A 23,843-nucleotide genomic window follows, 5' to 3' on the forward strand; every position below is an offset into this window, starting at 1 on the left:
GGAGGGGTCAGCGCCACACGGGCGGCGTGGCGTCGTCCTCGCCCTCGAACCAGGTCTCCTCGTCCTCGTGGGTGAGGAAGTCGACGTCCTCCGGGCGGCCGTCCTTGTCCTTCTTCCCGCGCCCGCCCGCGCCGGACCCGGCGGCCACGCCGCCGCGCGCACCGCGCCCGTTCTCGCCGAGCTTGGGGACCCCGTAGCGCCCCGTCCCGCGGGCTCCCCGGACGCCGCCGGACCCCCGGCCACCCGAGCCGCGGCCCGCGGCACCGCCCTGGCCACCGGCCACGAGCCCGCTGCGTCCCGCTCCACCGGCCGCACCGGCCCGCCCCGCGGCACCGGCACCGCGGCCGGTCGCGCCGGAGGAGCCGCCGGCGAAGAGCGCGCCCTTGCCGGCTCCCCCGAGGGCGCCGGCGCCCATCTTGCCGAGCAGGCCCTTGCCGAGCATCGCGGCCCCGCCGGCGAGCACGCCGCCGCCGACCGCACCGGCACCGGTCCCGCCGCCGATGCCGCCGGCACCACCGGAGGACCCACCGGGCCCCGTGCCCGCCCAGTCGACGCTGCCGGGGGTGCCGGGCGTCACCGTGCCGGTCGTCTCGCCGTCGAGGTCCACCCCGGGATCGGGGTCGACGGGGTCGACGATGACGGGCGGGTCGACCTCCGGGGGGATGTACCCGGTGCAGATCACGTAGTCCGTGGGGCCGGTGGTCGGGGGCTCGGTCGGGGTGGTGCCCCACGTGCCGCCACCGGTGGGTGCGACGTACCCGCCACCGGACGGGGTGCCGCCGGTCGGGTAGTTGCCCCCACCGCCCCCACCGCCGCCACCGGACGGGTCGATGGTCACCGCGTCCTGCTGCGCCGCGACGGGCATCTGCTTGGCCGCCGTCGCGATGTTGCCGTCGAACGCCGAGAGGACCTGGCCGGCGGCCTGCTCGCGCTGCTCCCGCTTGCCGGCGACGGCCGCGTCGTACGACGCCTGGTCGAAGCGCGTGCCGTCGGGGATGTGCGGGATGGGGTGCTCGTACGACGAGCGGTCGACGGAGGTCGAGATCGAGCGCACCTGGCCGGAGTAGGCCGTCCGTGCGGTGTCGGCGGCCTCGGCGGCCAGCTCGAGGCCCTTCTTGACGTCGGTGATCTCCCCGGCCCGCTGGTCGAGCTGCTTGGCGAGGGTCCGGAGCGTCCCGAAGGCGCTCTCGGCGGCCGGGCCGCTCCACGGCTGGTCGGCGTTCTGGAGCTTGCGGATGACGTCGCGGACCTCGCTGGCGAGCCCGGTGACCGTGTCGGCCGTGTTCTTCCAGTCGTCGGCGGTCATCCGCACCAGCCCGGACGAGAAGCCGTAGATGTCGTAGAGGCGGCGCTCGTTCGGTCCGGCGTCGGCCGGCAGCGGCGGGTTGACGGGTCCCTCGTCGGGTCTCATCGGTGGATCCTCCCCTCGGCGCCTGGGGCGCCCTGGCTCGTGGAGCTGTCGGTGTCGGTGGGTGTGGTGCCGGGTGCGGCGGCCGCGGAGCCGGCACGGCGTCGGAGGACGACGACGGCCGCCCCGGCGAGCAGGAGGAGCACGACGGCGACGCCGCCGAGCACCGGCAGCACCGAGCCGCCGGACTCGCCGGACTGCTCGGCCGGAGCGGCGGCGGACGGGGCCGTGCTCGAGGCGCTCGGGGACGGGCTCGCGCTCGGCGAGGCGGACGCGGCGGTGCCGGACGCGGCCGTGATCTCGGCCGCGGTCGGCGTGCTCGCGACCTCGTCGGTGACGAACGGGTTGGCGTCCGGCAGGCCGGTGGGGTCGGCGGCCGCGGCGTCGGCGGGGTCGAAGATGCCCCAGCCGTAGGTGCGGTTGGGGGCCGTGACCCGCGGGAGGTCGGTCCCGACCCGGCGGAACCACGTCTCGAACCCGCTGCCCTTCGCCCGCAGCCCGGTGTTCTGCTGGACGGCCTGGAGCACCTGGCCGGCCGTCGCGTCGGGGTGCGCCGACCAGACGGCCGCGATGCCGCCGCTGACCAGCGCCGTGGCGATGGAGGAGCCGGAGACGATGCGGTCGCTGTGCCAGCCGCTCTCGTCGTACCGGCCGGCCATGATGTCCTCGCCGGGGGCCGCCAGCTGGACGAAGCCCTTGTCGCGCACGGCGAAGTCCGTGACCTTGCCGTCCTTGCCGAGCGGGTTGACGAGCAGCACGCCGTTGCCCAGCCCCGGCCACTGCGGGACGACGTCCTCGTTCGGGGTGCCGGCGACGACGATCGCGCCCTCCCGGTAGGCGGTGAGCAGGCCGTCGACCATCGCCTGCGAGTAGCTGCTCACGAGACTGATGCTGATGACGTCGGCGCCGTCCTCGGCGGCCTGGCCGATGGCCTGGCCGATGGCGATCTTCTGCTCGTTGCCGTTCGACGAGAGGTCGATGCCGCACTCCTTGCCGTCGGGGTCGTCGGCCTTCGTGGCGTCGTACATCGCGGCGTAGTGGCGGATGGTGGCGTCGGGGGCGATGCCCCGGATCCCGCGCCCGCCCGGGCCCGTACCCCGGCCGGTGCCGGCGATGAGCGCCGCCATGCTCGTCGCGTGCTCGCCGGCGTGGTTCTTGGCCGTGGCCGAGCGCGGCCGGATCTTCCGGGGCGACGCGGGGTCGTTGCACAGGCTGGTGCTCGAGACCACCTTCCCGCGCAGCTCGGGCACGGTGGGGTCGATCGGGCCGTCGACGACGGCCACGGTGATGCCCTTGCCGGTCCCCTTCGCGTGGAGGTCGTCGACCCCCATCGCGCTCCACCACCACTCGCCCGCGCTCGGCTTCACCTCCGCCGGAGCCGCGACCGCCGACGTCCCGGCGGCCGACGCCGCGGGCACGCCGGCGAGACCGCCGACCCCCGTGACGAGGGCCGCGGCGACGGCGACGGTGGCGGTCCGGCGCGGCATCAGCCCACCTGCATCCCGGTGTCGTCGCCGCCGCTGCCGGGCTCGGAGGCCGGCTGGCCCGGGGTCGTCGCGTCGGTGGGCATCGTCCCGTCGGAACCGCCGTCGGCGGGGCCGTCGCCCTCGGGTGCGGGAGCGCCCTCGGCGAGGGTGACCTGGGCCTCGGACCCGGCCCGGCCCTCGTCGTCCTGGCTGGCCTGGGCGTTGTTCTGGGAGGCCGAGAAGTTGTCGCCGTCGTTCCAGCGCGCCTCGAGGGTCCGGAAGGCGTCGCCGGAGGCCTCGTCGCGGTCCTGGATCTCCTGGTGCGCCTGCGCGAGCGCCGTCGCGGCGGCGACGAGGTCCTCGCGGATGCCGCGCAGGGTCGCCTCGTAGATGTGCTGCGCCGCGGTGTAGACGCTCGCGAAGCTCTTGGCCGACGGGATGTCGCCGAACGTCGTCTCGGTGGTCACCGAGTACTGCACGGTCTTCAGCGCGTCGTGCGTCGTGCCGGTCCAGTTCTGCTCGTAGTCCAGCCCGAGCGTCTGGAGGACGGACGGGTACCGGATGGGCGCGGTGCCGCCCGCGCCGTCGTCGTCGATGCGTGGCACGTTCTCTCCTCCTGCTTCCTCCCCGGGGCCTCGACGGGCCCCGGGACTCCCCCGGTGACGCCGACCGTGCCGGCACCCGGTGGTCCCGGGCGCCGGCACGTCGGCGTGCGTGGTGGCTCGGTCAGCCCCACATGTTCGTGTTGCGCAGCTCGCCCGCGAGGTAGTCCTCCTTGGACGTGATGACGGCCTGGCGCACGTCCTGGAGCAGCATCTTGCACTCCTGGATCTGCTTCTCCCAGTCCGCCTGGGCCTGCGAGTACGCAGCGCGCGCCGAACCGTCCCACTGCTCGACGTACTTGCTGAGGTCGCTCTTCATGTCGCCGAGACGCGTCTCGATGGCCGTGAGGCCCTTCTGCATCTCGTCGACGAGCGTGTCGATGCCGGCGCCGCCGACCTTGATTCCGTCACCCATGGTGGTCGTCCCCTTCGTCTCTCGTCTGAGTTCTCGTCCGCGGCTCAGCCGTTGCCGAGCATGCTGCTGTACTTGCTGAGGTTCGAGGCCGACGCCTGGTCGTCGGCGTCGTACTGACGCTGCGTCCCGGTGAGGTTGGCCTCGAAGGTGTCGAGCACGTCGACGATGTCCTGCGTCTGGATCTTCCAGGCCTCGCTGACCTGCTGGAAGCTGGAGGCGCCCTGGCCCTCCCAGTGCGCCTTGACGGCCTCCATCTGCGTGCGGAGGTTGTTGACCTGCGTGCGCAGGTCGCCCCGTGCGACCGACACGATGTCGGCGCTGGCCTTGACGACGCCTGCGCCGGCCCTGAACTGGTCACCCATGGTGTGTCCTTCCTTCGTGCGACGACGATCGTGTCGCGGTCGATTCCACTGTCCCCCTGAAGGGCTGGTGTCCTGCAGACGGGGACCGTCGCGGTCCCTCGTCCTGCCCTCGACACTACGGTGCCATGCCGAAAGGGTCGATGGGGAGAACTCCCCGAGACTCGCGCGTCTATGCTCGGAGCCCGTCGGCCGGCACCGCCCGGGTGTGCCGCCGGAGGGGAGAGCCGTCATCGTGAGCCAGACCAGCGCCGCCGCGTCGCTCGTGCGCGTCTCCGTGTCGTCGGGGACCCGCCGCGCGGACCTCGGTGTGCCCGGGGGCATCCCGGTCGTCGAGATCGTCCCCGAGCTCGCCCGCGAGCTCGGCGTCCTCGACACCGAGCAGGCCTCGCACGGCTACCGGCTCGTCGCCGGCGGGGGCGTCCTCGTCGACCCCGACCGTTCGCTCGCGGCGCAGGGCATCACCGACGGCACGGTGCTCTCGCTCGAGGTCGTCGACCCCTCGACCGAGAAGGTCTACGACGACGTCGTCGAGGCCGTCGCCGACGTCGTCGAGACCCAGTTCGCGCCGTGGACCGCCCGGCACAGCGCCGGCACGGCCGTCGGGGCGGCCACCGTCTTCTTCCTCTGCGCCGCCTGGGCGCTGTTCACCGCGCGCGACTCCGGCGCGCTCGTCGCGGCCGTCTCGCTCGCGGTCGCGCTGCTCCTCGTCGGGGCGGCCGCCGTGCTCCACACCCGGGCCCAGACCGGCGGCGCGCTCGCCCTCGGCCTCACCTCGCTCGCCTACGCGGCGACCGCCGGCAGCGCCCTCGTCCCCGGTGACCCGCTGTGGGGCCGCGGCCTGCTGTGGGTCGGCGCCTGCGTCGCGGTCCTCGGGCTCATCGCGGCCCTCGCGGTCGGGCGGCACCGCCTCGTGCTCGCCGCGGGCGCCGTCGTCGGGATCGCGGTCACCGGGGTCGGCGTCGCCGCCGGGGTGTTCGGCGCCTCGATGACCTCGACCTGCGCCGTCACCTTCGTCCTCGCCGTCGTCCTCGGCAACGTCCTGCCGTGGCTCGGGCTCTCCTCGAGCCGGCTCTCGACGCACGCCCCTCGCACCGAGGCCGAGATCGAGGCCGAGGTGCCCGAGGTCGACCGCGAGCGGGTGCGCTCGCTCGTCGGCCGCGGCCACGACGTCATGGTCTCGGTGGCCCTGGCCTCCGGCGGCGTGATGCTCGTCGTCGTCCCCCAGCTCGCGGCCTCGGGCCTGCCGGGCACGCTGCTCGTCGTCGTCGGCAGCGTCGCGGTCCTCCTGCGGACCCGCCACAGCCGCACCCGCACCTCCGTCGTGCTCGCGATGGCCACCGGCGTCCTCGGCCTGGCGCTCGCGGCGGTCGTCGCCGCCCTGGCCCACCCGTCGTGGCGGCCCGCGCTCGCGGTCGTCCTCGGGGCGGCCGGGGCCGTCGTCGTCACCCTCGCCGTCCTCGCGCCGCGGACCCGGGTGCGCCTCGGCCGGATCGCGGACGCCCTCGACGGGCTCGTGCTCGTCGCCCTCCTGCCGCTCGGTGCCGCGACCGTGGGGATCCTCTGACGTGGCGACCAAGAAGGACCTCGTCGAGGCCCAGTCGTTCAGCAAGCGACGCCTCACCACCGCGTTCGTCAGCGGCGCCCCGGGCGGCCGCGAGGTCGAGCCGGACCGGCCGCTGCGCGCCGTCGTCGGCGGCCTCGCCCTCACGGTCGTGCTGGTGCTCGGCAGCCTGGCCTTCGGCTGGCTGCGCTCCTCGCTCCCCGACGACTGGGGCAACGACCGCCTCGTCATCGCCGAGGACAGCGGGGCGCGCTACGTCGCGATCAAGGAGCGGCTGCACCCGGTCGTCAACACGACGAGCGCGCGGCTGCTCATCCCCGCCGACCGGTTCAAGGTCCTCGCGGTGCCCGACGAGGAGCTCGCCGACATCAAGCGCGGCGCCACCCTCGGCATCCTCGGCGCCCCCGACTCCCTGACCACCCGCGACCGGCTCGTCAACACCGGCTGGATCTCGTGCCTCGGTGCAGGGCAACAGGTCTCGACGGCCATCGGGGCCAACGCCTCGGCACGGCCCGCCGGCTCGGCGGCCGTGCTCGTCCGCTCCGGCGACGCCACCTTCGTCATCGGCAACGGGATGCGCTACCCGGTGGCGCCGCGCGACCTCAGCGCGGTCTCTGTCGCGCTGCGGCTCGACGGCCGCCCGGCCCTCGCCGCGCCGGCGGCCTGGCTCAACCTGTTCCCCGAGGGCACCCCGTTGACCCCGCTGCGCGTCGACGACCTCGGCAAGCCGCTGTCGGGCCTCCCGAGCGGCGCCACCGTCGGCTCGGTGCTGCGGATCACGAGCGACGGCCGGCACTACCTCGTCACGCCCCGCGGCACCCTCGAGCCGCTGCCCGACGTGGCGCTCGCGATGTACCGGCTCGGGTCGGGTGCCTCCGGGCAGGACGTGCCCGCGACGTCGGCCCAGATCGGCCGGCTCCAGGTCGAGCAGCCCCGCACCGCGCCGTCCGACTGGCCCGACCGCCTGCCCACGGTCCTCGAGACAACGCCGTGCGCCACCCTGACCGCCGCGGCCGGCACCGCCCCGGTCGTCACCCTCGGCACGGTGACGAAGGACCCGCCGGCCGACCAGCGCGGTCGCACCGTCGTCGACACCGGCTCCGGCGCCCTCGTCCGGGCGGTGTCCGGTGCGGTGCTCGGCAAGGGACCCGTGCTCGCGGTCGACCAGACCGCCACCGCCTACGCCATCGACGGTGCCGACGCCGAGGTCCTCGCGCGCCTCGGGTACGCCGCCGACGACGTCGTGCCCGTCCCCGTCGCGTGGACCGAGCTCTTCCGCTCCGGCCCGTCACTGGGGACCGCGGCCGCGCGCACCGTCGTCTCCGGCACCTCATGACCCGCGGGGTCGGGGCGGGGGCGCTCGTCGTCCCGGTGCTCGTCGCCGGGATGCTCGCCGTCCCCGGGTCGCCGGCGTCGGCCGCGCCCGCGGGCTCGGCCGCGGCGGCGGCCGTCCCCTCGGCGGCCGAGCCGTGCGAGGAGGGGCGCACCCAGTGGGTCACCGACACCCCGCCGGCGCTCAACCGCTTCGCGGCCCAGCGCGCGTGGGCGCTGACGCGCGGCCAGGGCGTCACGGTGGCCGTCGTCGACAGCGGGGTCGCGCGCAACCAGCACTTCCCGTCGGGCACGGTCCTCGACGGCCGCAGCTTCGTCGGGGGCTCGCCCCGCACCGACGGCCGGCTGCACGGCACCGCGGTGGCCGGGATCATCGCCGCCCGCAGCCTCGCACCGACGTCGGGCGTCGAGGGGCTGGCGCCGCGGGCCCGCATCCTGCCGGTCAAGGTCGTCCCGGACGAGTCCGACCGCGAGGAGGGCCCCGACACCGATGCCGGCACGCTGGCCGCCGGCATCCGCTGGGCCGCCGACCAGGGCGCGAAGGTCGTCAACGTTTCGCTGAGCACGGGGCGCGACGACGCCGCGCTGCGGTCGGCCGTCGCGCACGCCCGGTCGCGGGGCGCGCTCGTCGTCGCGTCGGCGGGCAACACGACCACCCAGGCGCCGGTGCGGGCACCCCGCTACCCCGCCGCCTACCCGGGGGTGCTCGGCGTGGCCGCCACCGACGACGCCGACACCGTCGCGAAGGGCTCGGTCCCGGGGAGCCACGTCGACGTCGCCGCGCCCGGCGTCCAGGTGCTCACGACGTTCGGGGCCTGGGGCGACTGCTACCTCGGTGACGAGTCGGGGTCCACGAGCTACGCCACCGCCTACGTCAGCGCGGCGGCCGCCCTCGTGGCCCAGCGCTTCCCCGCCGAGGGCCCGGACCGCTGGGCCCACCGGCTCGAGGTCACCGCCGCGCGCGACCGGCGCGACGCCCGCGACGACGCGGTCGGCTGGGGCGTGGTCCAGCCGGTCGAGGCCCTCACCGCGGTCCTCGACGACGCGATGGCCGGCCCGCTGCTGCCCGGCGCCTCCCCCCGTCCCACCGAGGAGGCGCCGAACCGCACGCTCGCGATCCCCCTCGTCGTCGACCCGCGGGCGGCCGACCGGCGCCAGGTGCTCTGGGTCGCGGTCGGCGGCACCTCCGCGCTCCTCGGTCTGGCCCTGCTGCGGCTGGCCCGGCGCCGCCGTCGCCCGGCCTGAACCCGGGTGAGGGCGCCCTTGCCCGTCTGGGAGGATGTGCGCCATGACCGAGCACGCCTCCACCACCGCCTCCGCCATCCCGGACCGGCCGTCCCTCGACGGCCTGGAGGAGAAGTGGGGCGCGGTATGGCAGGAGCAGGGCACCTACGCCTTCGACCGCGAGGCCGCCCTCGCCGGTGACCGCTCGCAGGTCTTCTCCATCGACACCCCGCCGCCGACCGCCAGCGGGTCGCTGCACATGGGGCACGTCTTCAGCTACACCCACACCGACTGCATGGCCCGCTACAAGCGGATGTCCGGCTTCAACGTCTTCTACCCGATCGGGTGGGACGACAACGGCCTGCCCACCGAGAAGCGCGTGCAGAACTACTACGGCGTGCGCGGCGACGCCACCCTGCACCACGACCCCGACTTCGAGCCGCCGTTCCGCGGGGACGCCAAGAGCACGAAGGCCGCCGACGAGCTGCCCATCTCGCGGCAGAACTTCATCGAGCTCTGCGACGAGCTGACCGTCAAGGACGAGGAGGCCTTCGAGTCCCTCTTCCGCCGCATCGGGCACAGCTACGACTGGTCCATCGGCTACCGCACCATCGACGACCACTCGCGGGCCACCTCGCAGCAGGCCTTCCTGCGCAACGTCCGGCGGGGCGAGGCGTACCAGTCCGAGGCGCCCGGCCTCTGGGACGTCACCTTCCAGACCGCCGTCGCCCAGGCCGAGCTCGAGGCGCGCGACTACCCCGGCGCGTACCACCGGGTCGCGTTCCACGGCGCCGACGGGCCGGTGCACATCGAGACGACGCGCCCCGAGCTCATCCCCAGCTGCGTGGCCCTCATCGCGCACCCGGACGACGAGCGCTACCAGCCGCTGTTCGGGTCCACCGTCCGCACCCCGCTGTTCGGCGTCGAGGTGCCGGTCGTGGCCCACCCCGCCGCCGAGATGGACAAGGGCGCCGGCATCGCGATGTGCTGCACCTTCGGCGACCTCACCGACGTGCTCTGGTGGCGCGAGCTGCGGCTGCCGACCCGCTCGGTCATCACCCGCAGCGGCCGGCTCCAGACCGAGCTCCCCGAGTGGCTCGAGGGGTCGGCCGGCGAGGCGCTCTGGGCCGAGGGACTCGCGGGGAAGACGGCGTTCTCGGCGCGGGAGGCGGTCGTCGCCGCCCTGCGCGAGTCCGGCGACCTCGACGGCGAGCCGAAGCCCACCCAGCGCAAGGCCAACTTCTACGAGCGCGGCGAGAAGCCCCTCGAGATCGTCACCACCCGCCAGTGGTACATCCGCAACGGCGGCCGCGAGGCCGACCTCAACGCCGCGCTCATCGCCCGCGGCGAGGAGATCGACTTCCACCCGGCGTTCATGCGCAGCCGCTACGCCAACTGGGTGCAGGGCCTCAACGGCGACTGGCTCGTCTCGCGCCAGCGCTTCTTCGGCGTCCCGATCCCGGTCTGGTACCCCGTCGACGCCGACGGCGAGCCCGACCACGACCACCCGATCCTCCCCGACGAGGCCGAGCTGCCCGTCGACCCGGCGGCCAACCCGCCGGCCGGGTACACCGAGGACCAGCGCGGCGTGCCGGGCGGGTTCGTCGGCGACCCCGACATCCTCGACACCTGGGCCACCTCGTCGCTCAGCCCGCAGATCGCGGCGGGGTGGCGCGGCCGTGACGGCGTCGACCCGGACCCGTTGTTCGAGAAGGTGTTCCCGATGGACGTCCGCCCGCAGGCGCACGACATCATCCGCACCTGGCTCTTCGCGACGGTCGTGCGGGCGCACTTCGAGCACGGCTCGGTGCCGTGGACGAACGCCGCCATCTCCGGCTGGATCCTCGACCCCGACCGCAAGAAGATGAGCAAGTCCAAGGGCAACGTCGTCACGCCCGAGGACCTGCTCAAGGAGCACTCGGCCGACGCCGTGCGCTACTGGGCGGCCAGCGGGCGCCTCGGCACCGACGCCGCGTACGACGTCGGGCAGATCAAGGTCGGCCGGCGCCTCGCCATCAAGGTCCTCAACGCGAGCAAGTTCGCGCTGTCCTTCGGCGCGGTCTCCGGGGACCTCGCCGCCCAGGTCACCGACCCGCTCGACCTCTCGGTGCTCGCGGCGCTGCGCGAGGTCGTCGACAAGGCGACCGCCGGCTTCGAGGCCTGGGACCACACCCGGGCGCTCGAGGCCACCGAGTCGTTCTTCTGGACCTTCTGCGACGACTACCTCGAGCTCGTCAAGGACCGCGCGTACGGCTCGCGCGGGGACGCGGGTGCCGCGTCCGCGCGGGCGACGCTGCGCATCGTCCTCGACGTCGTGCTGCGCCTCCTCGCCCCGGTGCTGCCGTTCGTCACCGAGGAGGTCTGGAGCTGGACCCACGACTCCGGGTCGGTGCACCGCGCCCCGTGGCCGACCCTCGACGAGGTGCCCGCCGGCGGGGACCCCGCCGTGCTCGCGGCCGTCGGGTCCGCGCTGGCCGCCGTCCGGAAGGCCAAGTCCGAGGCCAAGGTCGGGATGCGCGCCGAGGTTCCGGTGGCCACGCTCGTCGGGCCCGCCGGCCTGCTCGAGCACGTGCGCACCGGTGAGGCCGACCTGCGCGCCGCCGGCCGGCTCACCGGCTCGCTCGACTACGCCGAGGGCGAGGAGGTCGCCACCCGCGACCTCGAGCTCGTCCCCGTCGCCAAGCCCACCGCCTGAGGCCCCCTCGGTCGAGGTGAAACCCGACCTCCAGACGGTCGCGTATCACCTCGACCCAGCACGACGCCTGCTCGGTCGAGGTGAAACCCGACCCGCATCCGGTCGCGTATCACCTCGACCCGGCGGGGGCCGTGCCTCAGCGCAGCGGTGAGCGCCAGCGGAGGCGGACGCGGTCGAGCCCGTGCTGCTCGGGCCCGGCGTCGAGCCGCCCGGCGCGCACCGCGGCGACGAGGTCGTCGGTGACCCCGACGAGCGCGGCGCGGTCACGGACGCCGACCCAGGCCACCGTCCCCCCGACCTCCTCCTCCGGGGTGAAGCGGTCGACCTGCACCCAGGCCCGCGCCCCCGGCGGGAAGCGCAGGGCCCAGACGGCGGCCCCGACGACGAGCCCGAGGAGGACGACGAGCCGGCCGTACCCCCACGGCGCCAGGAGGGCGAGCGGCCCGGCCGCCCACCACCCGACGAAGCCCCCGACGAGGGCGTGCCGGACGACGTGCCGGCGGTCGGAGCGGACGGAGTACTGCCCCACCGGCGAGGTGACGACGACCCGCCCCAGCTCCTCGACGAGCTGGAACGCGCGTCCGGGTGCGGTGTCCTCGGGGAGCGGCATCGCGGCTCAGGCCGGCGCGGGACCGAGGCTGGGGGCGGTCTGGCGAGCCTCGACACGGCGAAGACCGGTGGGGCGCACCGCGACCCACGGCACGTCCCAGCCGGACAGCCGCAGCCGGTGCTGCACGACGGTGTCGCGGCGCAGGTGGTCGACCCGGCCGGTACCGGGGTCGTAGACGTCGAGGGTGCGGTCGCCGTCGCCGGGCAGGACGAGGACGACGTGCCTCGGCAGGCGGGCGCTGCCGATGTAGAGGAGGGCCGGCTCGCCGTCGGCGACCACCTGGACGAGGGTGTCGAACGCCTCGACCAGCCCGTACTCGTCCTCCCCTCGCAGGACGTCGAGCCGGTAGGTCGTGCCGAGCCGCGAGGCCCCGAACTCGAGCTCGCGGCGGGCGCCCCAGGGCGGGGTGCCGAGCGCCCGCGGCCAGGGGAGGTTGAGGCGCCGCCCGCCGGCGAACACCCCGTTCGTGCGGCGCATGACGACCCGCTCGTACGCGGCGAAGCGCTCGCCCTCGCTGGCCCCCTCGGGTGCCCCCGGCAGCTGCGGCTGCCCCGTTCGGACCCAGCCGGCGAACACGGGGTCGACGAGCATGCGGGCGACGGTGAGGCACGCGGAACCGCACGTCACCGGGGACTGCTGCACGGGACCGGTGTCCCCCGCCCGGAGCCGGAACGTCGTCGCCACGGCCACATCGTCCCCTCCCGGGCCCCCATCGCCAAGGACGATGTGCTTGGGTGTGTCTCGTGGGGGACACACGAGGAAGGGTCATCGGCGTGCGCGGCAACCGGGTCGGGTTCGCGGTGGGTGCCGCGCTCACCGCGCTGCTCGCCGTGTGGGCCAGCGCCGTCCCCGACGTCCCGCGGGTCTTCGGCCCCGCGTTCTCCGGCCCCGTCCGGGTCCTCGGGGTCGACGACGAGGTGGGGCGGCCCACCTCCGAGGTCGAGGCCCCGCCGTTCCGCTCCGCGTCGATCGACGGCGACACCATGGGCTCGGTCGTCGGCTGGACGGCCGTCGCGCTCGTCGTCCTCGTCCTGCTCTTCGTCCTCGCCATGGTGCTGCGCGAGCTCCTCAGGATGCACGAGAGCCGCGCGGTCGAGGCCGACGACCACACCGGTCCCGACCTCGCGCGCGTGCGGGTGGCCCTCACCACCGACGCCGGCGAGCGCCTCGCGGTGCTCGGCCGGGGGACGCCCGCCGAGGGCATCGTCGCCGCCTGGGACCGGCTCGAGGACTCCCTGCGCGACGCCGGGGTCCCCCTGCCGGTGTCGCGCACCTCCACCGAGACCGCGGTCGGCGTCCTACGCCGCTTCGCCGTCGACGAGGCGACGCTGCAGACCCTCGCCGCGCTGTACCGCGAGGCCGCGTGGTCGCTGCACCCCCTCACCGAGACCGACCGCGAGGCGGCCGAGGCCGCCCTCGGCCGCCTCGACGCCGACCTGCGCACCGTCACGTCCGGGCACCCGGAGCCGGCCGGTGCGTGAACCCCTGTCGCGACGCCGCCGCCTCGCGCTGTTCGCCGGGCTCGCCGCGGTGCTCCTCGCGCTCACCCTGGCCCGCGGCCTCGTCGTCCTCGCGGCCGCCGCGAGCATCGCCCTCGTCGTCTGCGCGGTCGGTGCGGTGCTGCCGCTCCAGCGCGACGACGGCGTCGACTGGGACTGGCTCCCGCGCCGCGCCGACGAGGTGCCGCCGGAGCCGGGCATCGGGGCGCTGCGCCGGCTCCTCGCCCCGAACCCGAAGGACACCACCGCGCCCGCCCAGCTCCACGAGCTCCTGCGGACCCTCGCCGAGGAACGCCACGGTGGTGCGGCCGGGCGCCCCGACGGTCCGCTCGCCCGCTACCTCGCGAGCCCGCCGCGCCGACTGACCCTCGCCGAGGCCGAGGACGTCCTCGCCGACCTCGAGACCTCCCGCAGCCCGTACCCGACGAAGGAGACCGCATGACCGACCTCGCCACCACCCACCGCCGCGCCGTCGCCGTCCTCGACGAGGTCGACACGGTCGTCGTCGGCAAGCGAGCGGCCACCGAAGTCGTCGTCGCCGCGGTGCTCGCGGGCGGTCACGTGCTCCTCGAGGACTACCCCGGGCTCGGCAAGACGCTCGCGGCGCGCACCCTCGCCCAGGCCCTGGGGCTGGACTTCACCCGGGCCCAGTTCACCCCGGACCTGCTGCCCTCCGACCTCACCGGCAGCTTCGTCTACGACCAGGGCGAGCGGCGCTTCGAGTTCCGCAAGGGTCCGGTCTTCACCGGCCTGCTCCTCGCCGACGAGATCAACCGCACCCCGCCGAAGACCCAGGCCGCGCTGCTCGAGGCGATGCAGGAGGGTCAGGTCACCGTCGAGGGCCAGACCTTCGCCCTCCCCCGGCCCTTCCACGTGCTCGCCACCGCCAACCCGGTCGAGTACGAGGGCACCTACCCGCTGCCGGAGGCCCAGCTCGACCGCTTCCTCGTCCGCGTCGCGTTCGGCTACCCCGACCCCGAGGAGGAGTGGCAGGTCCTCGGCCGTCGCCTCGAGCGGCGCCAGGAGGCGCAGGAGGCCCGCCGGGTCGTCGACGCCGCCGAGCTGCTCGAGCTGCAGGCCTCGCTCGAGGACGTCACCGTCTCCCCCGAGGTCGGCCGCTACTGCGTCGCCCTGGCCCGCGCCACGCGCGAGCACGAGCACGTCCTCATGGGGTCCTCGCCGCGCGGCTCGCTCGGCCTCATGCTCGTCGCCCGGGGGCTGGCCGTCGTCCGCGGCCGCGACTACGTCGCCCCCGACGACGTCAAGGCGGTCGCCCCGGCGGTCCTCGAGCACCGCGTCGTCGTCCGCCCCGAGCTGTGGATGGGCGAGGTCACGTCGCGCACGGTCGTCGAGGACGTCCTGCGCACCGTCCGCACCCCGCGGTCGATGGCCCGTCCCGCGTGACCGGCGGGTGGCGACCCACCCGGGCCCTCGGGCGCGCCCTCGGCGTGGGTCTGCTCGTGCTCGTCGGCGCCGTCGCGCTCGGCCGCGGTGACCTCGCCGTCCTCGGTGTCCCGCTGCTCGGCGCCGCGGTGTGGCCGCTCGTCACCCGGCCGACCCGCGCGCCGGGTGTCACGACGTCGGTCGACCCCCTCGTCGTGGCGGAGGGCGAGCGCTTCACGTGGCGGGTCGACGTCGAGCCCGTCGAGGGGCTGCGCGACGTCGTCGCCCACCTGCCCGCCGACCGCTGGGGTCGCTCGACCCCGCGCCACGGTCACGTCGCCGCGTCGGCGGACGGCGCGTCCCGGGGCGAGCTCGTCCCCCTCGGCATCGACGTCGAGGCGGTGCGCTGGGGCGCCCGCCGGCTCGGCCCCGCCCAGCTCGCCGCGTTCGGTGACCTCGCCGGCGTCGTCTGGGTCTCGCCCGCGCAGCCCGAGGCCGTCGTCACCGCCGTCCCGCGACCAGGGCGCTTCAGCTCGCGCGCCGGGCTGCCGCACCCGTCCGGCCTCGTCGGCCAGCACCGGTCGAACCGGCAGGGGTCGGGCACCGAGCTCGCCGACCTGCGTCCGTTCCGCACCGGTGACCGGCTCCGGCGGATCAGCTGGCCGGTGTCGCTGCGCACCGGGCAGCTCCACGTGACGACGACCCACGCCGACCAGGACGCGGAGGTCCGCCTCGTCGTCGACGCCCTGCGCGACGTCGGGCTCCCCGACCTCGAGCGCGAGCGCCGCTCGAGCCTCGACACGGCGGTCGACGCGGCCGGGGCCCTCGCCGCCCACTACCTCTCGACCGGCGACCGGGTCGGACTCTCCGTCCTCGGCGGCGGCCGGGCGGTCGACGTGCCCGCGGTCGGCGGCCACCACCAGCTGACCCGGCTGCTCCTCGCGCTCGGGCGCGCCGAGCCGACGACGGGCTCCCTCGTCGAGGAACGGGCCCTGCGCGCCCAGCTGCGCCGGTCGGTCCCCCCGGGCGCGGTCGTCGTCCTGCTGTCGGCCCTCGTCTCCGCCGAGCCCCTCGCGCACGCCGTCCGCCTGGCGCGCAGCGGCCACGTCGTCATCGTCGTCGACACCCTGCCGCCGCACCTGGCCACCGCCGCGGCCGAGCCCGACGACGTCGTCGCGGCGACCGGCATCGAGGACCCCCGGCTGGCCGGGCTCACCTGGCGGCTGCGCCTGCTCGAGCGCGAGCGGGAGGCCCGCCGGTGCGCGCAGGCGGGCGTCCCCGTCGTCGCCTGGAGCGGGGACGGCTCGCTCGACTCCGTGCTCCGCGGCATCGGCCGGCGACCCCGCACGGCAGGGGCGGCCCGATGACCCCCGCCCGGCGCTGGCGGCCGCTCGCCGCGCTCGTCGTCGTCCTCGCCGACGTCGTCCTCCTGCTGCTCACCGCGCTGCCGCTCCCGCTGACCGCGGCCCTGCTCGCCGTGCCCGTCGCGCTCGTCACCGGGTGGGCGCTGCGCCGGCCGGGACGCTGGGGGGCGAGCGTGCTCGTCCTCCTCCAGGCGCTCCTCGTCCTCGTCTCCGGCGGCCGGCCCACCGACGTCGGGGGCTGGGCGGCGGCGGCCGTGGCGGCCGTCCTCGTCCTCGCGACCCACCTGGCCCTCGCGCTGCTCGCGGCCTTCCCGCCCGGTGCGGCGCTCCCGGCCGCGACCCGGCGCCGCTGGGCCGCCCAGGCAGGGGTGCTCGCGGCGGCCGGGGGTGCGGTGGCGCTCCTCGGGACGCTGGCGACGAGCACACCGTCGGCGTGGGGCCTGGCGCTCGTCACGCTGGCGCTGGCCGCCCTCGCGGGGACCGCGGCCCTCGTGTGGCGGACGACGAGCCGGCGGGCCTGAGCGCCTCGACCGGCGTCGGCCCCCGAGGGGGGCCGGGTGGGATCAGGCCGAGCGCTTGCGGGGCGTGCGCTTGCGACCGCCCTCGCTGTCGTGCCGGACGATCGTCGGGTTGACGTTCTTGAGGACGACGTCGCGGGTGACGAGGACCTTGGCGATCTCCTCGTCGCTCGGCACGTCGAACATCACCGGGAGGAGGACCTCCTCCATGATCGCGCGCAGGCCACGGGCTCCGGTGCCGCGGGCCAGGGCCTGCTCGGCGACGGCCTCGATGGCGTCGTCGCTGAACTCGAGGACGACGCCGTCGATCTCGAACATCTTCTGGTACTGCTTGACGAGCGCGTTGCGCGGCTCGGTGAGGATGCGGACGAGGGCGGCGACGTCGAGCGGCGAGACGGTCGTGATGACGGGCAGGCGGCCGATGAACTCGGGGATGAGCCCGAACTTCATGAGGTCCTCGGGCATCACCTCGTGGATGCTCTCGGCGAGGTCCTTCGGGGTGTGCAGCTCGGAGCCGAAGCCCAGGCCCTTCTTGCCGTTGCGCGACTCGATGAGCTTCTCGAGGCCCGCGAACGCCCCGCCGACGATGAACAGCACGTTCGTCGTGTCGATCTGGATGAACTCCTGGTGCGGGTGCTTGCGGCCACCCTGCGGGGGCACCGACGCGGTCGTGCCCTCGAGGATCTTCAGCAGCGCCTGCTGCACGCCCTCACCGGAGACGTCGCGGGTGATCGACGGGTTCTCGGACTTGCGGGCGATCTTGTCGACCTCGTCGATGTAGATGATCCCCGTCTCGGCCTTCTTGACGTCGTAGTCGGCGGCCTGGATGAGCTTGAGGAGGATGTTCTCGACGTCCTCGCCGACGTAGCCGGCCTCGGTGAGCGCGGTCGCGTCGGCGATGGCGAACGGGACGTTGAGCATCTTCGCGAGGGTCTGCGCGAGGTAGGTCTTGCCGCAGCCGGTGGGGCCGATGAGGAGGATGTTCGACTTGGCGATGTCGACGTGCTCGGCGTCCTTCTTCGAGGAGCCGGCCTCCCCCGCCTGGATGCGCTTGTAGTGGTTGTAGACGGCGACGGCCAGGGCCTTCTTCGCGACGTCCTGGCCGACGACGTAGTTCTCGAGGAAGTCGAAGATCTCGCGCGGCTTGGGCAGCTCGTCGAGGCCCAGCTCACCGGACTCGGCGAGCTCCTCCTCGATGATCTCGTTGCACAGGTCGATGCACTCGTCGCAGATGTAGACGCCGGGGCCCGCGATGAGCTTCTTGACCTGCTTCTGCGACTTGCCGCAGAAGGAGCACTTCAGCAGGTCACTGGTCTCTCCGACGCGCGCCACGGACATGTCCTCCACTCGGCTCCGACAACGGGCCCGACGCTACCTGCCGGGCCGTCCTGTCGCACCCATTGAAGCCCCCAGCCGCCCGGCGCGTCGCGCCGGTTCGCTCACAGCGCAACACGGCCCGCACGCGTCGGCCGGGGTCGGCGCTCAGCCGGGCAGCCGGGCTCCCGGGGCCGCCACGCGCACGAGGAGGGCCGCGACCCGCAGCTGCTCGCGGGTCGGCCGCACGACGTGACCCGCGGCCGTCAGCGCGACGTGCCCGACGACCTCCTCCCCGCGGCGGGCGCAGACCACCGCGACCCGGTCGGTCGGCAGCCCGGAGCGCCGGGGGTCGGCGGTGCCGCCCGCGAGCGCCAACGAGCCGTCGGGCAGGACGAGGGCGTCCCGGCGGTCGGGGGGCCCGGCGTGCCAGCGGGCCCGCTCCGCCCCGACGACCTCACCCACGGCGCGGGCGAGGGCCTCGCCACGGGCCGGGCCGGAGGTGTCCTCGGGGAGGTCGAGCAGCGCGGCGACCCCGGAGAGGTACCCCTCGCGCCGGGCCGAGGCGGCCCGTTCGCGCCGAGCGCGGATCGCCAGCTCGCTGACGGCCAGGCCGACGAGCACGAGCGCGACCGCCAGCTCGACGTCCGACGGGTCGGCGATGGCCAGGCTGAGGTACGGGGCGGTGAGGAAGACGTCGAAGGCGACGGCGGCGCTCAGCGCGGCGAGCACGCCGGAGAGCCGGTCCCCCGCCGCCGCGACGGCGACGACGACGAGGACGAGGACGAGCGCCGCCGGCGCCTGGTCGACCGTCCCCCGCGCGAGCCCGAGCAGGGCGGCGACGGCGAACGGCCCACCGACGGCGGCGGCGTGGAGGAGGGTGAGGTCACGACGCGGCGGCATGCCTCCAGACCAGCATCGGCGCGGTCCGGACGCGTCGGGACGACGCCACCTTGACGGCGTCCTGACGCGATCCTGACGCCGCCCTCAGCGCACCCAGGTGCGAGCCGTCGGAGCGGGACCGGTGGCCGCCTTCGGGCCCGCGACGTCCGGGGCCGCGGCCTTCCCGGCGGCTCGCAGGCTCGTGGGCGTCGACGGCTCGGGGACCCCCGCGAGCGTGTCCGGGGACGGCGGGAACAGCTCGAAGCTCCCGGTGACGTCCATGACCGCCTCGAGCGAGCCCGCCGCGTTGTGCAGCCGGAACCCGTTGCCGGTGTCGAGGCCCGGCCACGCCGAGTTCGCGCGCGTGGCCCCCTTCATGAGGTTGAGGTTGCTCGCCGCGGGACGCGGTCCGGCGTCCCACGCCGTGAGGTAGGTGTTGACCGACGGGGCGACCCCGGTGAGGTTCCCGACGAGGCTCCAGGTGTCGCGGCCCGCGACCGTGGCCGGGGCCTGCACCCGGCCCACGGTGTTGGTGCCGATGGACGCGAGCCCGAGGTCGGTCCGGGTGTCGACGACCCGGGTCGGCGTGAGCGGCCGGAAGCGGAAGCCGTCCTCGGGGGCGGGCCCGACACCCCCGGCGTAGAAGCCCACGACGTCGACGACCACGTGCGTCGAGGCGCTGCCGGTGTTGGCGACCCAGAGGCTCGGTCGGGTCCCCGGGTGGCTCTCGACGGGCACGACGGCCATGTTCGCGCTCGTCAGCCCCTTGGTGTAGTTGAGGGTCGAGGTCCCGGGAGGCCCGTACTGCGGCTCGAACGTCGTCGCGCTGAGGTACCCCGTCCCGGTCGTCCCCGTGGAGGTGACGTTGACGACGACCGCCGTCACCGAGTCGTTCCACGCGGCGCCGTAGTCCGGACGCAGCCCGAAGTACTCGTTCGGCCCGAGCCGCTCCTTCCACGCGGTGCGCGAGTCGAAGATGCGGGTCGGCTCGTGCGGGTAGAAGTCGCTGCCCGAGATCGGCGAGGTCCTGTCCTTGGCGTACACGCCCACGAGGTCGGCGACCAGGTTCACCGACCCGCCGGCGTTGTAGAACGTCACGGCGCCGCCCGCGCCCAGCGGCACCGTCACGAGGTTGGCCCCGGTCCAGCCGGCCGGGAAGTTGATGCTCGACGCGGTGGGCCGGGTACTGCCGGCCGGGTAGGCGGTGACGTAGCCCGGCCGTGTCGACCCGGTGACGGTGAGGTTGAGCACCGCCGCACCGGCCCCGGTGGCGGGGACGTTCGTGCGCCCGGCGACCTTGAGGGTCACCGACTGGCCGGCACCGACCGCCCCCTTGCGCACCCCGGTGCCCTTCCGGGTGTCCATCACCCGGCCGGTCATCGGCGCGAAGCGGCCCCGCGGGGAGTCGTAGACGGTGGAGTAGCTGAGGGTCGTCGTGCTCGTCGTGCCGTCGGCCATCCGCAGGTACAGCGGCCGGGCGCCGCGGCCCCACTCCGCCGACTGCGGGGCCGGCATGAGCGTGAGCGAGCAGGACGTCCCGCCGGTGAGCGGGGTGCCGGTGCACGAGTCGGTGCCGTGCCGGACGACGAAGTCCTGGAGGGTGTCGCCCGGCCCGAACTCGACGGCGTCGACCGTGGACCGCTCGGTGCCGTGACCGGTGACGACGAGCTGCTCGGTGCGGTTGGTCTCGCCCCGCAGGACCGTGTCCCACCAGATCGAGGTCCGGACGTCGACGCCCCCGTACGGGACGGTGGAGTTGAACCGGACCTGCCCGGACGGCGCCCCCTGGCAGTCCCCCGTCCAGTCGAGGGCGGCGGCGGTCGGGACGCCGTCGGCGTCGAGGGTCATCTCCCGGACGGTCACCTCGCCCTCGACGACGCACCAGCCCCACTCACCGTCGGAGAGCCACAGGCTCAGCGGCCCCCCGCTCGACAGCGGGTGCGTGCCCGAGGTCGGCAGCGGCGTGGCCTCCATCTCGGTGAAGAAGTGCGCGCCGCCGCCGTTGCTGCCGTCGGCGTGGGTCGAGGTGACGTACAGCGACCCGGCCGAGGCCTGGGTGTCCATCGTCGCGTTGCTCGCGTCCTCCACCCAGGCGTTGCGGTTGCCCCCACCGGCGGAGGTGAAGGCGGTCGCCGCCCCCTCCGCGGCCCCGGCGCTCGGTGCCACCCCGACGAACCCTGCTCCGGTCAACGCCACCACGACGGCGACGACCCACCCACGACGACGAGCCACGACGGCCCCCTCCTTGCTCGGCAACGAGCGGAGCCTACGGTCGGCCCGGCTGAGACGAGCGGAGGTTTGCGAGAACTCGCAACGCCACGGACGGACCGCTCGATCCCGGTGCCTCCCACCGTCCCCCGGACGCGCCGACGCCGCCCGGTCGCGGGGACCGGGCGGCGTCGTCGGTGGTGCTGCGGAGGAGGGTCCGTCAACTGGAGGCCTTGCGCGAGGCGAGGACCTCGTCGATGAGCCCGTACTCCTTGGCGGCCTCGGCCGAGAGGATCTTGTCGCGCTCGATGTCCTTGCGGACCAGCTCGACGTCGCGACCGGTGTGCTGCGCGATGGTCTCCTCGAGCCACTCGCGCATCCGGATGATCTCGTTGGCGTGGATCTCGAGGTCGGAGGCCATGCCCCCGGTGCCCTCGATGGCCGGCTGGTGGATGAGCACCCGGCTGTTCGGCAGCGCGAACCGCTTGCCCGTGGCGCCGGCGCCGAGGAGCACCGCCGCGGCGGAGGCGGCCTGCCCGATGACGAAGGTCTGCACGTCGGGGCGGATGTACTGCATCGTGTCGTAGATGGCCGTCATCGCCGTGAACGAGCCGCCGGGGCTGTTGATGTACATGAGGATGTCGCGGTCGGGGTCCTGGGACTCGAGCACGATGAGCTGGGCGATGACGTCGTCGGCGGAGGCGTCGTCGACCTGCACCCCGAGGAAGATGATGCGGTCCTCGAAGAGCTTGGTGTACGGGTCGAGGCGCTTCATGCCGTACGAGGTGCGCTCCTCGAACTGCGGCAGGATGTAGCGGCTCTGCGGGCCGGGCACGCGGAGGCGGCCGGTGATGTCTGCGTTCATGTCTCTCTCTCGCGTCGTCTCGGCCGGTCAGTCCGCGGTCACCGGGTTGTCGGCGTGCCGCCCGGCCATGTCGGCCTTGGTGATGACGTGGTCGACGAACCCGTACTCCTTGGCCTCGGCCGCGGTGAACCAGCGGTCGCGGTCGGAGTCGGCCTCGATCTGCTCCTTGCTCTGGCCGGTGTGCTCGGCGATGAGCTCGGCCATCTGCTTCTTGATGTGGAGCAGCTGCTCGGCCTGGATCTTGATGTCGGAGGCCGTGCCGCCGATGCCGCCCGAGGGCTGGTGCATCATCACGCGGGCGTGCGGCGTGGCGTACCGCTTGCCCGGCGTGCCGGCGGAGAGGAGGAACTGGCCCATCGAGGCCGCCATCCCCATCGCGACCGTCGCGACGTCGTTGGGCACCCACTGCATGGTGTCGAAGATCGCCATGCCGGCGGTCACCGAGCCACCCGGGCTGTTGATGTACAGCCAGATGTCCTTCTCGGGGTCCTCGGCCGCGAGCAGGAGCATCTGCGCGCAGATGGCGTTCGCGTTGTCGTCGCGGACGTCGGAGCCGAGGAAGATGATCCGCTCCTTGAGGAGACGGTTGTAGATGGTGTCGTCGAGGCCGGCCTTCTGGCCCTCGCCCGCGGCGACGATCTCGCTGCTGGTCACGCTGGGTTGCTCCTCGCTCGTGGGGGCTGGTCCTGTCAGTGACCCTAACGCCCGGGTCCCCCGCCGCACTCCACCACCGGGCCCGTGTTCGCCGTGAGCGTAGGCGGGGACGAGGGCGGGCCCGCGCGCTGCGCGGGCCCGCCCCGGGTTCCCCTCCCGTCAGCCCAGCGGGCTGCCGGCAGCGGGGTCGGGGGTCCGCGCCGCACCGGCGGGGCGGCCGTCCGGCTCGCGCACGGAGGTGACGACGGACAGCGCGAGGATCGCCAGCGCCCCGACGACGAGCAACGCGTGCAGCACGCCGACGTGGTCGCCGAGGAAGCCGAGGAGCGGCGGGCCGGCGATGAAGGCGACGTACCCGATCGTCGCGACGACCGACATCCGGGCCGCCGCCCGCTGCGGGTCGTCGGCCGAGGCGCTCATCCCGACCGGGAAGCCGAGGGCGGCGCCGACGCCCCACACGGCGGCACCGGCGAAGGCCAGCCAGTCCGCGCCGAAGACGACGAGGAGCGCGCCGACGACGGCGAGGCCGAAGCTGACCCGCAGGACCGGCTCCCGTCCGTGGCGGTCGAGGAGGCGGGTGCCGAGCAGCCGGCCGACCGTCATGAAGGTGAGGAAGGTGGCGAAGCCGAGGACACCGGCCCAGGTCGGGAGCTCGTGACCCTCGACGAAGGCGACGGCGAGCCAGTCGTTGGCCGTGCCCTCGGTGAACGCGGCGGCGAGCACGACGACGCCGATGAGGAGGGTGCGCGGCTCGAGCCACGCGGAGCGCCGGCGCTCACCGGTGGCGGACTCCGCGGCCTCCTCCTCCGCCTCGACGCCGCGCGGCAGGAAGCGCGGCAGCGCCCACGCGGCCCCGGCGACCGTGACGAGCACGGCTCCGCCGAAGTGCAGGAGCAGCGGCACGTGGGCGGCCGACATCCCGGCCCCCACGAGGGCGGACAGGACGGTGCCGCCGGAGAACGCGGCGTGGAAGTGCGGCATGACCGAGGACCCCAGCTCGCGCTCGACGGCGGCGCCCTCGAGGTTCATCGAGACGTCCCAGAGACCGACGCCGAGGCCGACGAGGAAGAGCCCGACCATCACGAGGTAGCGCGAGCCGTGCGCGTCGACGACCGCGCCGGTGGCGAGCAGGCCGACGAGCGAGACGACGGCACCGAGCCCCACGGTGCGCGACGCGCCGAGCCTCCCGCTGACCCGGCCGGCGAGCGGGAGGCCGGTGACCGAGCCGACGCTCGCGGCGAGCAGCGTGGCGCCGAGCTCGCCGGCGCTGAGGCCGAGCGCGACCTTGGTGTCGGCGATGCGGGCCGCCCACGAGGCGAAGACCAGCCCGGCGAGGGCGAAGACGACGAAGACGGCGGTGCGCGCGGTCCTCACCCGGGGGAGGTCGAGGGTGGGGGCGGCGGCGGACATGGCGGTGGTCACGGTTCTCTCGGGGCGGGTCGGGGTGTGCGGTCGAATCGATTCGATCGAATCGATTCGAT

Annotated in this window: 22 protein-coding genes; 9 read left to right on the plus strand and 13 right to left on the minus strand. The window is 74.8% G+C overall.

Going from position 1 to position 23,843, the window contains the following annotated elements:
• Positions 1-7: 7 nt before the first annotated feature.
• From JQN70_RS01440 to JQN70_RS01460, 5 genes are all read right to left on the minus strand, one after another.
• The gene (locus JQN70_RS01440; RefSeq protein ID WP_204129535.1) at positions 8-1,411 is read right to left on the minus strand and encodes a WXG100 family type VII secretion target; all 1,404 of its coding nucleotides are present in this window, start codon (positions 1,409-1,411) and stop codon (positions 8-10) included.
• Entirely contained in the window at positions 1,408-2,895 is a 1,488-nt protein-coding gene (locus JQN70_RS01445) for a S8 family peptidase (RefSeq protein ID WP_204129536.1), read from the minus strand. The genes JQN70_RS01440 and JQN70_RS01445 overlap by 4 nt, the downstream gene beginning before the upstream one ends.
• Entirely contained in the window at positions 2,895-3,479 is a 585-nt protein-coding gene (locus JQN70_RS01450; protein WP_204129537.1) for a hypothetical protein, read from the minus strand. Before JQN70_RS01450 ends, JQN70_RS01445 begins: the two co-directional genes overlap by 1 nt.
• A gap of 121 nt (positions 3,480-3,600) precedes the next feature.
• A complete protein-coding gene (locus JQN70_RS01455; protein WP_204129538.1) occupies positions 3,601-3,891 on the minus strand; it encodes a WXG100 family type VII secretion target in 291 nt (96 codons plus the stop codon).
• A 44-nt stretch (positions 3,892-3,935) separates the two neighbouring features.
• Complete coding sequence (locus tag JQN70_RS01460) at positions 3,936-4,253, minus strand: WXG100 family type VII secretion target (RefSeq protein ID WP_166121259.1); 318 nt, start codon at positions 4,251-4,253, stop codon at positions 3,936-3,938.
• A 232-nt stretch (positions 4,254-4,485) separates the two neighbouring features.
• On the opposite strand from JQN70_RS01460, the gene eccD reads away from it, so the two are divergent.
• From eccD to valS, 4 genes are read left to right on the plus strand one after another with little or no spacing between them, the layout of a single operon-like run.
• Positions 4,486-5,817, plus strand: coding sequence for a type VII secretion integral membrane protein EccD (gene eccD, locus JQN70_RS01465; protein WP_204129539.1), 1,332 nt, complete (start codon positions 4,486-4,488; stop codon positions 5,815-5,817).
• 1 nt (position 5,818) lies between these two features.
• The gene (eccB, locus tag JQN70_RS01470) at positions 5,819-7,150 is read left to right on the plus strand and encodes a type VII secretion protein EccB (protein WP_204129540.1); all 1,332 of its coding nucleotides are present in this window, start codon (positions 5,819-5,821) and stop codon (positions 7,148-7,150) included.
• Positions 7,147-8,391: a S8 family serine peptidase gene (locus JQN70_RS01475; protein ID WP_204129541.1), complete on the plus strand. Its 1,245-nt coding sequence runs from the start codon at positions 7,147-7,149 to the stop codon at positions 8,389-8,391. The genes eccB and JQN70_RS01475 overlap by 4 nt, the downstream gene beginning before the upstream one ends.
• Positions 8,392-8,434: 43 nt before the next feature.
• On the plus strand, positions 8,435-11,065 hold the full coding sequence (valS, locus tag JQN70_RS01480; protein WP_204129542.1) for a valine--tRNA ligase: 2,631 nt from the start codon (positions 8,435-8,437) through the stop codon (positions 11,063-11,065).
• Between the two features lie 136 nt (positions 11,066-11,201).
• Here the strand turns inward: valS and JQN70_RS01485 are convergent, their stop codons facing one another.
• Positions 11,202-11,675, minus strand: coding sequence for a hypothetical protein (locus tag JQN70_RS01485; protein WP_204129543.1), 474 nt, complete (start codon positions 11,673-11,675; stop codon positions 11,202-11,204).
• Positions 11,676-11,681: 6 nt separating this feature from the next.
• Positions 11,682-12,359, minus strand: coding sequence for a hypothetical protein (locus JQN70_RS01490; protein WP_307835750.1), 678 nt, complete (start codon positions 12,357-12,359; stop codon positions 11,682-11,684).
• A gap of 89 nt (positions 12,360-12,448) precedes the next feature.
• Here JQN70_RS01490 and JQN70_RS20745 point away from each other — a divergent pair, with 89 nt between their 5' ends.
• From JQN70_RS20745 to JQN70_RS01515, 5 genes are read left to right on the plus strand one after another with little or no spacing between them, the layout of a single operon-like run.
• Positions 12,449-13,156 carry a DUF4129 domain-containing protein gene (locus JQN70_RS20745; RefSeq protein ID WP_204129544.1) on the plus strand — a complete coding sequence of 236 codons (708 nt, stop codon included), beginning with the start codon at positions 12,449-12,451 and terminating at the stop codon, positions 13,154-13,156.
• Positions 13,149-13,616, plus strand: coding sequence for a hypothetical protein (locus JQN70_RS01500; protein WP_204129545.1), 468 nt, complete (start codon positions 13,149-13,151; stop codon positions 13,614-13,616). Before JQN70_RS20745 ends, JQN70_RS01500 begins: the two co-directional genes overlap by 8 nt.
• Complete coding sequence (locus tag JQN70_RS01505) at positions 13,613-14,578, plus strand: AAA family ATPase (RefSeq protein ID WP_204129546.1); 966 nt, start codon at positions 13,613-13,615, stop codon at positions 14,576-14,578. The genes JQN70_RS01500 and JQN70_RS01505 overlap by 4 nt, the downstream gene beginning before the upstream one ends.
• Positions 14,575-15,924, plus strand: a complete 1,350-nt coding sequence (locus tag JQN70_RS20750; protein ID WP_204129547.1) for a DUF58 domain-containing protein — start codon at positions 14,575-14,577, stop codon at positions 15,922-15,924. Before JQN70_RS01505 ends, JQN70_RS20750 begins: the two co-directional genes overlap by 4 nt.
• Entirely contained in the window at positions 15,921-16,442 is a 522-nt protein-coding gene (locus JQN70_RS01515) for a hypothetical protein (RefSeq protein ID WP_204129548.1), read from the plus strand. The genes JQN70_RS20750 and JQN70_RS01515 overlap by 4 nt, the downstream gene beginning before the upstream one ends.
• Before the next feature lie 42 nt (positions 16,443-16,484).
• Here JQN70_RS01515 and clpX read toward each other — a convergent pair whose 3' ends face one another.
• From clpX to JQN70_RS01545, 6 genes are all read right to left on the minus strand, one after another.
• Positions 16,485-17,771, minus strand: coding sequence for an ATP-dependent Clp protease ATP-binding subunit ClpX (gene clpX / locus JQN70_RS01520; RefSeq protein WP_204129549.1), 1,287 nt, complete (start codon positions 17,769-17,771; stop codon positions 16,485-16,487).
• Positions 17,772-17,921: 150 nt separating this feature from the next.
• Positions 17,922-18,656, minus strand: a complete 735-nt coding sequence (locus tag JQN70_RS01525) for a DUF4118 domain-containing protein (protein ID WP_204129550.1) — start codon at positions 18,654-18,656, stop codon at positions 17,922-17,924.
• 84 nt (positions 18,657-18,740) lie between these two features.
• On the minus strand, positions 18,741-20,867 hold the full coding sequence (locus tag JQN70_RS01530) for a hypothetical protein (RefSeq protein WP_204129551.1): 2,127 nt from the start codon (positions 20,865-20,867) through the stop codon (positions 18,741-18,743).
• Positions 20,868-21,063: 196 nt separating this feature from the next.
• Positions 21,064-21,708 carry an ATP-dependent Clp protease proteolytic subunit gene (locus tag JQN70_RS01535; protein WP_204129552.1) on the minus strand — a complete coding sequence of 215 codons (645 nt, stop codon included), beginning with the start codon at positions 21,706-21,708 and terminating at the stop codon, positions 21,064-21,066.
• Between the two features lie 27 nt (positions 21,709-21,735).
• Positions 21,736-22,362 carry an ATP-dependent Clp protease proteolytic subunit gene (locus JQN70_RS01540; protein WP_307835751.1) on the minus strand — a complete coding sequence of 209 codons (627 nt, stop codon included), beginning with the start codon at positions 22,360-22,362 and terminating at the stop codon, positions 21,736-21,738.
• Between the two features lie 159 nt (positions 22,363-22,521).
• On the minus strand, positions 22,522-23,784 hold the full coding sequence (locus tag JQN70_RS01545; RefSeq protein ID WP_307835752.1) for an MFS transporter: 1,263 nt from the start codon (positions 23,782-23,784) through the stop codon (positions 22,522-22,524).
• Positions 23,785-23,843: the final 59 nt, after the last annotated feature.

The sequence above is a fragment of the Phycicoccus sonneratiae genome (genome assembly GCF_016887965.1).
Classification (GTDB): domain Bacteria; phylum Actinomycetota; class Actinomycetes; order Actinomycetales; family Dermatophilaceae; genus Phycicoccus; species Phycicoccus sonneratiae.

Coding starts and splice junctions, on each gene's coding strand:
- JQN70_RS01475 (WP_204129541.1), top strand. CDS start 7,147: ATGACCCGCGGGGTCGGGGCGGGGGCGCTCGTCGTCCCGGTGCTCGTC.
- JQN70_RS01535 (WP_204129552.1), bottom strand. CDS start 21,708: ATGAACGCAGACATCACCGGCCGCCTCCGCGTGCCCGGCCCGCAGAGC.
- JQN70_RS01440 (WP_204129535.1), bottom strand. CDS start 1,411: ATGAGACCCGACGAGGGACCCGTCAACCCGCCGCTGCCGGCCGACGCC.
- JQN70_RS01455 (WP_204129538.1), bottom strand. CDS start 3,891: ATGGGTGACGGAATCAAGGTCGGCGGCGCCGGCATCGACACGCTCGTC.
- valS (WP_204129542.1), top strand. CDS start 8,435: ATGACCGAGCACGCCTCCACCACCGCCTCCGCCATCCCGGACCGGCCG.
- JQN70_RS01445 (WP_204129536.1), bottom strand. CDS start 2,895: ATGCCGCGCCGGACCGCCACCGTCGCCGTCGCCGCGGCCCTCGTCACG.
- JQN70_RS01505 (WP_204129546.1), top strand. CDS start 13,613: ATGACCGACCTCGCCACCACCCACCGCCGCGCCGTCGCCGTCCTCGAC.
- JQN70_RS01515 (WP_204129548.1), top strand. CDS start 15,921: ATGACCCCCGCCCGGCGCTGGCGGCCGCTCGCCGCGCTCGTCGTCGTC.
- JQN70_RS01525 (WP_204129550.1), bottom strand. CDS start 18,656: ATGCCGCCGCGTCGTGACCTCACCCTCCTCCACGCCGCCGCCGTCGGT.
- JQN70_RS01485 (WP_204129543.1), bottom strand. CDS start 11,675: ATGCCGCTCCCCGAGGACACCGCACCCGGACGCGCGTTCCAGCTCGTC.
- JQN70_RS01460 (WP_166121259.1), bottom strand. CDS start 4,253: ATGGGTGACCAGTTCAGGGCCGGCGCAGGCGTCGTCAAGGCCAGCGCC.